Below are 8507 nucleotides of genomic sequence, written 5' to 3' on the forward strand. Positions count from 1 at the left end.
CTCTTTGTTGACAGCGGTGCCGGCGACCGCGGACGATCGCCGGCACCGCACACGCAGGAAAACTCAACCCACTCCGTGCGCCTTGAACCATGCAAGCGTGCGGCGCCAACCGTCTTCGGCGTCGGCTTGCTTGTAGCTCGGCCGATAATCCGCAAAGAACGCATGCCCCGCGTCGTCATAGACGACAAACTCCGAGCCGCGCCCCGCCTGCGGCCCCTGCGCGATCGCCTGCTTCATCTTGTCGAGCGACTCCTGCGGGATGCTCTGGTCCTGCCGGCCGTACAGCCCCAGCACGGGCACCTGCAGATCGGACACGCGGTCGATCGGGTTGGCTGGCGTCATCGGCGTCTGGTTGCCGGCCACACGCCCATACCACGCAACCGCCGCCTTCAGCCGCGGATTGTGCTCCGCATACAACCACGCAATGCGCCCGCCCCAGCAGAAGCCGTTGATCCCCACCTTGTTCACATCGCCGCCATGCTCGCCTGCCCATTTGAAGGTCGCGTCGAGATCGGCGAGCACCTGCGAGTCGGGCACCTTGCTGACGAGTTGCTCGTTGAGCTGCTGCATCGACGGGTATTGGGTCGGATCGCCCTGGCGCTTATAAAGATCCGGCGCGATGGCCAGATAGCCCTGCTTCGCGAAGCGCCGGCAGACGTCGGCGATATGCTCGTGCACGCCGAAAATCTCATGAACCACGATGATCACGGGCAAATGCGTCTTGCCCTTGGGCTGTGCGCGATAGGCGGGCACCATCGTATCGCCCGATTTAATGCTGACTTCGCCCGCCTCCAGGCCCTCACTGTCCGTATGGATAGTCTGCGCGGACACGGGCAGCACGCATGCCGCGAAGCCCGTGCCGAGCGCCGCCTTGATGAAGGTGCGCCGGTCGAAGGGAACATGCGGAACGAGACTGTCGACTTCTGGCTTCAACATGCTGTGCTCCTCGTTTGGAATGGGTGGACGGCAAGGAGCCAACAGGATACGCGCAAAGCACATCCTGTTGCAGAAGCATCGATATCGATCAGTAGCGGTTCAATGAAGCGTCAATGAAGACTCAGTGCAGCTTGACGCGCGGCAGCGTCGTGCGCCGCAGCCAGTGCGCGAAGGTATCCAGCACCATGCGCGCATAGCCGTGCAGCGCGGCGATATGCAGCCGGTACAGCGACATATACATGAAGCGCGCGAACAGCCCTTCGATCAGCATGTTGCCGCCGATCACGCCGCCCATCAGATTGCCCACGGCGCTGAAGTGCCCGAGCGACACCAGCGAGCCGAAGTCGCGATACGTGAACTCCGGCAGCGGCCGGCCTTCGAGCCGGTTGCCGAGCGCCCGCAGCAGGAAGCTTGCCTGCTGGTGCGCGGCCTGCGCGCGCGGCGGCACGTTGCGTTCGTTGCCCGGCCACGCACACGCGGCACAATCGCCTAACGCGAACACGTTGTCGTCGATCATGGTCTGCAGCGTGGGACGCACTTCGAGCTGACCGAGCCTGTTCACGGGCAGGCCGTCGAGCTGGCTCAGCACGGGCGGCGCCTTGATGCCCGCCGCCCACACGGTCAGATCGGCGCGCACTGTCTTGCCGCTCGCGGTGCGCACGACGCCCGGCGCGACTTCCGCGACCGTCTCGCCGACCATCAGCTTCACGCCGAGCTTTTGCAGCAGCTCGGACGTGGCCGTCGATACGCGTTCCTGAAGCGCCGGCAGAATGCGCGGCCCGGCCTCGATCAGCACAATGCCGACATCGTGGCGCGGATCGAGCTTGTGCAGCCCATAGGCCGACAGCACCTGCGCCGTATTGCGCAGTTCCGCCGACAATTCGACACCCGTCGCGCCGCCGCCGACAATCGCGACCTGGATGCGCGGTTCCGTCGACGTCGTGCCGGGATTCGTTTCAACAGGTTCGTGCGCCTGATGCTCGGCCCGCATGCAGGCGGCGATCAGACGCTTGCGGAACCGCTCGGCCTGCTGAACGGTATCGAGTGCGAGTGAATATTCGGGCGCGCCCTGCACGCCGAAGAAGTGCGTCGTACTGCCGATCGCGATGACGAGCGTGTCGTATTCCAGAACCCGTTCGGGGAGCAGTTCGGCGCCGTCGTCGTCGAGCACGCGGCCAAGCCGGATGGACTTCGCCGTGCGGTCGAGGCCCACCAGTTCACCCTGTTGAAATTCGAAACCGTGCCAGCGCGCCTGCGCGGCGTACTCCAGCTCTTGCGTGAACGGGTCCATGCTGCCCGCCGCCACCTCGTGCAGCAGCGGCTTCCAGATATGGGTCGGATAACGATCGACCAGCGTGACCTGCGCGCGCGGCTCACCGCCGCTCTTTCTGCGCGCATAGCGATCGCCGAGCCGCGTCGCCAGCTCCAGGCCTCCCGCGCCTCCACCTACGACGACAAAACGATGCATCAGAACTCTCCGTATTGACCGATAAAGCTGTGCGTCGATGCGGCGCGCGTGCGTCCGCTGTGTAATCGCGTAGTGTCGATTGTCGGCGAGCAACGGGACAAGTCACAAGCCTGTCAAAACATAACTGTGACATGCGAGCGACGTTATCCCATTGACCTGAAGAGGCAACAATGCTGTGTCAGTGTGGCATGAAAAGCATGACTGACATGTCAGCGCGCGATTCCAGGCCTCGATATGCGCTCAGTGCGCCTCCTCCCAGTTCGCGCCCGCGCCCACTTCGGCGACCAGCGGCACCTTCAGTTGCGCGACGCCGCACATCAGTTCCGGCAAGCGCTTACGTACGTCGGATAGTTCGTCGTCCGGCACTTCGAGGATCAGTTCGTCGTGCACCTGCATGATCATGCGCGTGCGGATGCCCGATGCCTCGATCCAGTTCTGCACCGCGATCATCGACATCTTGATCAGGTCGGCGGCCGTGCCCTGCATCGGCGCATTGATCGCGGCGCGCTCCGCCGCCTGACGGCGCGGGCCGTTGCCGCCGTTGATCTCGGGCAGCCACAGACGGCGGCCGAACACGGTTTCGACGTAGCCCTTCATCTTCGCGCTCGTCCGCGTGTTCTCCATGTAGGCGGCGACCCCCGGATAACGCGCGAAATAGCGGTCGATATAAAGCTTCGCTGCATCGCGTGTGATGCCGAGATTCGACGCGAGGCCGAAGGAGCTCATGCCGTAGATCAGGCCGAAGTTGATGACCTTCGCGATACGCCGCTGATCGTTCGACACTTCGAGCGGCGTCACGCTGAATACTTCGGCGGCCGTGGCGCGGTGAATGTCCTCGCCCTGTTTGAACGCGCGCAGCAGCGCTTCGTCGCCTGAGATATGCGCCATGATGCGCAGTTCGATCTGCGAGTAGTCCGCCGACACCAGCTTGTGTCCCGGCGGCGCAATGAAGGCTTCGCGGATGCGGCGGCCTTCACCCGTGCGCACGGGAATGTTCTGCAGATTGGGATCGTTCGATGCAAGGCGGCCCGTCACGGCAACCGCCTGCGCATAGTTCGTGTGCACGCGGCCCGTGGTGGCGTTGACCATGCGCGGCAGCTTGTCGGTGTACGTCGACTTGAGCTTCGACAGCCCGCGATGTTCGAGCAGGACCTTCGGCAGCGGATAGTCTTCCGCGAGCTTTTGCAGTACTTCTTCGTCGGTGGACGGCGCGCCGCTCGGCGTCTTCTTGATGACGGGCAATTCGAGCTTCTCGAAGAAGATCTGGCCGATCTGCTTCGGCGAGCCGAGATTGAATTCGCCGCCAGCGAATTCGTACGCCTGTTTTTCGAGTTCGACCAGACGCGTGGCGATCTCGTTGCTTTGCACGCGCAGCTTTTCCGCATCGATCAACACGCCGTTGCGCTCCATCTTGCGCAGCACGCGAGACGTCGGCACTTCGATGTCGCGGTACACGTGATCGAGTTGCGCTTCCGCGGCGACCTGCGGATACAGCGTCTGATGCAGACGCAACGTGATGTCGGCATCTTCGGCCGCGTATTCGGCGGCCTTGTCGAGCGCGACCTCGTCGAAGCCGATCTGCGATGCACCCTTGCCCGCGACGTCTTCATACTTGATCGTCTTCAGTCCGAGGTGACGCAGCGCGAGGTTGTCCATGTCATGCGGACGATGCGATTCGAGCACGTACGACTGCAGCAGCGTGTCATGCTCGATGCCGTCCATGACGATGCCGTAGTTCGCGAGCACCTGCTCGTCGTACTTCAGATGCTGGCCAACCTTCTTCTTGTCCTTACTTTCGAGCCAGGGCTTGAGCTTTGCGAGCACTTCGTCGCGCGACAACTGGACGGGCGCGTCGGGCCCGCGATGCGCGAGCGGAATGTACGCCGCCTTGCCTGCTTCGACCGCGATCGAGATGCCGACGATCTGCGCCGTCATCGGATCGAGCGACGTGGTTTCGGTATCGAACGAAGTAATGTCGGCCGCGTCGATCTTGGCGAGCCACGCGTCGAATTGCTCCCACGTCTGCACGGTGTCGTACTCGTGCTCGCCGTCGACGGTCGGCGCGGGCGGCACATCCGTCTCGGGCCCTTCGACGGCATCGGCAATTTCCACTTCGCGCAGCCACGTCTTGAAGCCGCTGCGCGTGAACACGTCGCGCAGTTCTTCGCGCGACTCGGGGCGCGTAGCGAGCGTCTCTTCGAACGAGGTAATCTGTTTCGTCAGGTCGCAATCCGTCTCGACGGTGACGAGCTTTCGTGCCATCGGCAGGAAATCGAGCGCGCGTCGCAGATTGTCTCCTACCGCACCTTTGATTTCATCCGCGTGTGCGACGATGCCATCAAGGGTTTCAAATTGCGTGAGCCATTTGATCGCGGTTTTCGGGCCGCATTTCTCGACGCCCGGTACGTTGTCGACGGTATCGCCGATCAGCGACAGGTAGTCGACGATGCGCTCGGGCGGTACGCCGAACTTGCCCACGACGCCTTCGCGGTCGAGCTTCTCGTTCGTCATCGTATTGATGAGGGTGACATGATCCGTCACGAGCTGCGCCAGATCCTTGTCCCCAGTGGATACGATCACGTTCATGCCGCGCGCCTCGGCGCGCTTCGCGAGCGTGCCGATCACGTCGTCGGCCTCGACGCCTTCGATCATCAGGAGCGGCCAGCCGAGCGAGCGCACGGCGACGTGAATCGGTTCGATCTGCTTCGACAGATCTTCCGGCATCGACGGACGGTTGGCCTTGTATTGCGGATACCAGTCGTCGCGAAACGTCTTGCCTTTGGCATCGAACACGCACGCGCTATACTCTGCCGTAACCTCCTTGCGCATACGGCGCAGCATGTTGATCATCCCGTAGAGCGCACCTGTCGGTGCACCGTCGGGACCGCGCAAATCAGGCATCGCATGGTAGGCCCGGTATAGATAACTCGAACCGTCAACCAATAGCAGGGTCTTACCTTCCAGGTTCTGTTCTTCAGGCATTATGACTAAGAGAAAAGTGATTCCGAGTCTGCGATCGCTCGCAGATCAAGAGCGCGCAACAGCCAAGAAGGCCCGCGCATCGTGGCAGATGTTCACGATTATGGCAGAGTTTATCGAGGCGACCGAGTACCTCTCGGAGATCCGCCCGGCCGTGAGCATCTATGGTTCGGCGCGTCTGAAACCGAACTCGCCGTACTACAAACTGGCCACGCAGATCGCGCGCAAACTGTCCGATGCGGGCTTCGCCGTCATCTCCGGCGGCGGCCCGGGCATCATGGAAGCGGCCAACAAGGGCGCGCATGCGGGCAAGGCACCGTCCGTCGGCCTGAACATCGAGTTGCCGCATGAGCAGTCGGGCAACCAGTGGCAGGACATCTCGCTGCGCTTCCGCCACTTCTTCACGCGCAAGGTCACGTTCGTGAAGAACTCGGATGCCGTCATCGTGATGCCGGGCGGCTTCGGCACGCTCGACGAACTGGCCGAAGTGCTCACGCTGATTCAAACCAAGAAGTCGCGGCACGTGCCCATCATTCTGGTCGGCGCGGAGTTCTGGAAGGGACTGCTGGGCTGGTTCGAATCGCAACTGGTGCCGATGGGCCTCATCAATCCTGGCGACATGAACCTGATGCAGGTGATCGACGATCCCGACCAGGTGCTCGAAGCGGTGCTCGCGTTCTACGAAGAGCGTGAAGAACAGCCCGAACAGCAGCCGAAGTCGGACGAAGACCGGATGTTCTATCTGTGATCTTCTGAAGCAATCGCCTCGCGGATACGTGCTGGTTAGAAGCCGCGTTCGCGATACGCGCCATCGCGTCGCGACGCGCGGCTACTTGCCGCGCGTTTTTTCTTGTGCGTCGTCTTGCTTCGTTTCCTTCGCCTGCGCTTCGAGCCACCGGCAGAACTGCTCGACGAGCGGCGCGTTCGCCACCTCGCGCCGCGCGACCCACCAGTAGCCGCGTGCATCGATGCGCGGCGCTTCCAGCGGCGTCACCAGCCGGCCTGACGCGAGTTCGTCATCGAGCAGCGGCAGCGGTCCGAGCGCGACGCCCAGTCCATCGACAGCCGCCTGCAAGGCCAGATAGAAATGGTCGAATGACTGTTTCTTGCGGCACTTCGCCTTGACGCCCGCCGCCTGCAGCCAGTGATGCCACGCGTCCGGCCGCGTATCCGAATGCAGCAGCACGTGACGTGCGAGGTCGTCGGCGGTATGGATGGGCAGGCGTTTCAGCAGCGCGGGACTGCACACGGGAATTTCACTTTCGTCGAGAAACTGGCCGCTCGCGCAATTCGGCCAGTGCGCGGGTCCGCGCCGCACGGCGACGTCGAAACTGTCGAGCGTCTCAACGGGTTGGTTCGATGTCGCGAGCCGCAACTCGACGTTCGGCGCCATCCGCTGAAACTGCGACAGACGCGGCAACAGCCACTTCATTGCGAAGGTGGGCAGCGCGTTCACGCGCAGCACATGCACGACGCCCGTGTCGCGCAACTGGTCGGTCGCGGCGGCAATGCTGTCGAACGCATCCTGCACCTTCGACAGATAGCGCCGGCCGTCTTCCGTCAGCCGCACGCGCTTGCCGTTGCGATGAAAGACCTGCACGCCGACCCACGCCTCGAGCGCGGCCACCTGGCGGCTGATTGCACCGTGCGTCACATGGAGTTCGTCGGCGGCTGCCGTGAAGCTGTTGCGCCGGGCAGCGGCCTCGAAGGCGCGCAGCGCCGGAAAAGGGGGAAGCTTGCGGTTCATCCTTGTGATTCTAGATCACAAGAGCTTGCCCTAGAAATCGTTTTGAGCGATCGGCAAACGGCGTTAACCTTCACGGCTTGTACTGGATAGTGAACGTCATGGATCAGCACCCCGACGCGCCGGAGCACGCGCCCGCTCCGACCACGCGCGAAATCTTCATGGGCTTTCTGGGCCTCGGCCTGACGTCGTTCGGCGGCGCGCTGCCGCTCGCGCGGCGGACCATCGTCGACCAGCACCGCTGGCTGACGGCCGCCGAATTCACCGATCTGCTGGGCCTGTGCCAATTCCTGCCGGGTGGCAACGTGATCAATCTGTCGGTGGCGCTCGGCATGCGCTTTCGGGGCTTGCCCGGCGCGCTGGCGGGCATTCTCGGTCTGATCGCCGGGCCGTCGCTGGTGGTGATCGCGCTGGGCGTGCTTTACGAGCACACGCAGAACGATCCGCGCATCAAGCATCTGTTCGCCGGGCTGGCGGCTGCCGCCGCGGGATTGCTGGTCGCGATGGCCGTCAAGATCCTGATGCCGCTGCGGCACGACTTGCGCGCCGCGGCGATCGCCGCGCTCGGCTTCATCGCGATTGCGCTGCTGCGCTTCCCGCTGCTGCCGACGATGCTCGTGCTGACGCCGCTCAGCATTTTCCTCGCGTCGCGCGTGGCGAAAGCCGAAGCGGCTGCCGGGTCCTCACAGCCGAACGAGGTGTCGAAATGATGGAAACGCTGATCGCCCTTGCCGTCATCTTCAGCCAGCTATCGCTGCTCGCTTTCGGCGGCGGCAACACGATCCTGCCGGAGATGCAGCGGCAGGTCGTCGAAGTGCATCACTGGATGCCCGCCAGCGAGTTCAGCGCGCTGTTCGCGCTTGCGCAGGCCGCGCCTGGTCCCAACATGATGGTCGTGACGCTGGTCGGCTGGCATGTGGCGGGCTGGGCGGGAATGTTGGTGACATCGCTGGCGAAGTTCGGACCGTCGTCCATCGTGACGATTCTCGCGATGCACGCGTGGAATCGCTTCAAGGACCGGCCGTGGCGGCGCGTCGCGCAGAAAGGGCTGGTGCCCGTGACGGCGGGGCTGGTCGCGGCGAGTGCGCTGCTGATCGCGAAGTCGTCGGATACGTCGTGGCTTGCATGGGGTATCACGGGCGCATGCGCAGGGCTCGCGTTTAAGACGCGCATTCACCCATTGTGGTTGCTCGGAGGCGGGGCGGTTGTGGGGCTTGTCGGGTTGGCGTACGTGTGAGGTGAATGTGGGCTCCACCTGCTTTGGGTTGCTTTGGGTTGCTTTGGGTTGTCTGCGACGCGGGGTGGTTTGCTTTGGCTTTTCGCTCGCATCCGCGATTCGTTAGCTCGCTTCAAGCGTCGCCCCTGTGCGGGGCGGCACCT

The 8507-nt window shown here is 63.4% G+C and carries 7 protein-coding genes; 3 read left to right on the top strand and 4 right to left on the bottom strand.

From position 1 onward, the window contains the following. Positions 1-63 precede the first annotated feature (63 nt). The 3 genes from KFO72_RS33675 to polA all read right to left on the bottom strand — a co-directional run bounded on the left by KFO72_RS33675 (position 64) and on the right by polA (position 5386). Positions 64-936 carry a dienelactone hydrolase family protein gene (locus KFO72_RS33675; RefSeq protein WP_054933496.1) on the bottom strand — a complete coding sequence of 291 codons (873 nt, stop codon included), beginning with the start codon at positions 934-936 and terminating at the stop codon, positions 64-66. A 121-nt stretch (positions 937-1057) separates the two neighbouring features. Beyond that, positions 1058-2404, bottom strand: coding sequence for an NAD(P)/FAD-dependent oxidoreductase (locus KFO72_RS33680; RefSeq protein WP_054933495.1), 1347 nt, complete (start codon positions 2402-2404; stop codon positions 1058-1060). Positions 2405-2644: 240 nt separating this feature from the next. Continuing rightward, positions 2645-5386, bottom strand: coding sequence for a DNA polymerase I (gene polA, locus KFO72_RS33685; RefSeq protein ID WP_225033908.1), 2742 nt, complete (start codon positions 5384-5386; stop codon positions 2645-2647). A 1-nt stretch (position 5387) separates the two neighbouring features. Here polA and KFO72_RS33690 point away from each other — a divergent pair, with 1 nt between their 5' ends. Continuing rightward, entirely contained in the window at positions 5388-6131 is a 744-nt protein-coding gene (locus tag KFO72_RS33690) for a TIGR00730 family Rossman fold protein (protein ID WP_007733054.1), read from the top strand. 81 nt (positions 6132-6212) lie between these two features. On the opposite strand, the gene KFO72_RS33695 is transcribed toward KFO72_RS33690, so the two are convergent. Further along, positions 6213-7130, bottom strand: coding sequence for a transcriptional regulator GcvA (locus tag KFO72_RS33695; RefSeq protein ID WP_054933493.1), 918 nt, complete (start codon positions 7128-7130; stop codon positions 6213-6215). 98 nt (positions 7131-7228) lie between these two features. Here KFO72_RS33695 and KFO72_RS33700 point away from each other — a divergent pair, with 98 nt between their 5' ends. Continuing rightward, a complete protein-coding gene (locus KFO72_RS33700) occupies positions 7229-7837 on the top strand; it encodes a chromate transporter (protein WP_225033909.1) in 609 nt (202 codons plus the stop codon). After that, entirely contained in the window at positions 7834-8364 is a 531-nt protein-coding gene (locus KFO72_RS33705; RefSeq protein WP_225033910.1) for a chromate transporter, read from the top strand. The genes KFO72_RS33700 and KFO72_RS33705 overlap by 4 nt, the downstream gene beginning before the upstream one ends. The last annotated feature ends 143 nt before the right edge of the window (positions 8365-8507 follow it).

The organism is Paraburkholderia sp. XV (assembly GCF_020177535.1).
In the GTDB taxonomy this organism is placed as follows: domain Bacteria; phylum Pseudomonadota; class Gammaproteobacteria; order Burkholderiales; family Burkholderiaceae; genus Paraburkholderia; species Paraburkholderia caribensis.